Below are 1,193 nucleotides of genomic sequence, written 5' to 3'. Positions count from 1 at the left end.
CGCGGGGCGCCCACTCCCCCCCCGCCACGGGGGTGTCCCCGGGGTCGGTGGGGGTGGGTCCCGGGCCCGGCGAGGGCACGGTGGACCGCATCCGTGCCCTCGCCGGCACGAGTGAAGCGCGGGCCCTGCCGGACGGCAGCACGCTGGTGCATCTGCAGCCGACCGGAAGCGTCGACGGGAAGGCGGCGACGGATCTGGTCGAGCGGGTACGGCAGGTACGCGGCGACGAACCCGTCGAGGTGACCGGCGTGGCGGCCCGGCTGGTCGACTTCCGCGCGATGCTCGCCGACCGGGCGCCCTGGGCCGCGGTCACGGTCCTCGTCGGCATCCTCGTCCTGCTCTTCGCCTTCACCGGTTCGGTGCTGATCCCGCTGCGGACGATCGCGACGACGCTGCTCAGTCTGGGAGCCGCGCTCGGCGTGGTGGTCTGGGTCTTCCAGGACGGGCATCTGGCCGGGGTGCTGGGCGCCGAGGGTCTGGGGTCGCTCAGCCTGACCGCTCCGCCGCTGATCATCGCGATCGCCTTCGGACTCGCCATGGACTACGAGCTGTTCATCCTGGCCCGGATGCGCGAGACCTGGCTGCGGACCGGCGACCACCGGGAGGCCGTCGTCACCGGGCTGCGCCGTTCGGGCCGGGTCGTCAGCTGCGCGGCCCTGCTTCTCGCCATCGTCTTCGGCGCGTTCATGACCGGTGGCTTCTCGCCCATCCTGCAGATCGGCCTCGGCCTCACGCTCGCGGTCCTGATCGACGCGACCGTCGTCCGCATGCTCCTCGTACCGGCGACGATGGCGCTCCTCGGCAAGCGGGCGTGGTGGGCCCCGGGCTCGCTGCGCAGGGCGCACGACCGGCTCGGCGTGAGCGAGGAGGAGCCGGCGGGCCGGCCCCAGCCGGCCGGCGTCTGACCTCGGTCCCGAGCGGTACCCCGTTGACGCCGGTCCTCGGACCGCCGGGGCTCCCACCGCTCGGACGCGAGCGGTCCGGCATCCGTCTTCCCCGGCGGCGGATGCCGGACCGTCTCGGCGCGGGCACGGACGGCGGTGTCGTCCGCGCGCACGGCGGTGCCGTCGCACGACCGGGCTGCGCCCTGCCCGTCCCCTCCGGTCAGTTGGGCAGCTCGGCCAGCAGGCGGCTGTCCCGGGGTGAGGGGCTGCGGTCGAGGCGGGTGTCCAGGAGGCGGCGGGCCGCTTCAC

The 1,193-nt window shown here is 75.0% G+C and carries 1 protein-coding gene; it reads left to right on the top strand.

All coding sequences use genetic code 11. The features are described from left to right. Positions 1-905 (top strand): MMPL family transporter (locus ACFWBT_RS43090; protein WP_385710330.1); only part of this gene is annotated, 905 nt, incomplete at its 5' end. Positions 906-1,193: the final 288 nt, after the last annotated feature.

The organism is Streptomyces sp. NPDC060027 (assembly GCF_042737005.1).
In the GTDB taxonomy this organism is placed as follows: domain Bacteria; phylum Actinomycetota; class Actinomycetes; order Streptomycetales; family Streptomycetaceae; genus Streptomyces.
Note: the sequence above shows the minus strand (reverse complement) of the source record. Positions and strands in the feature narration are given on the sequence as shown.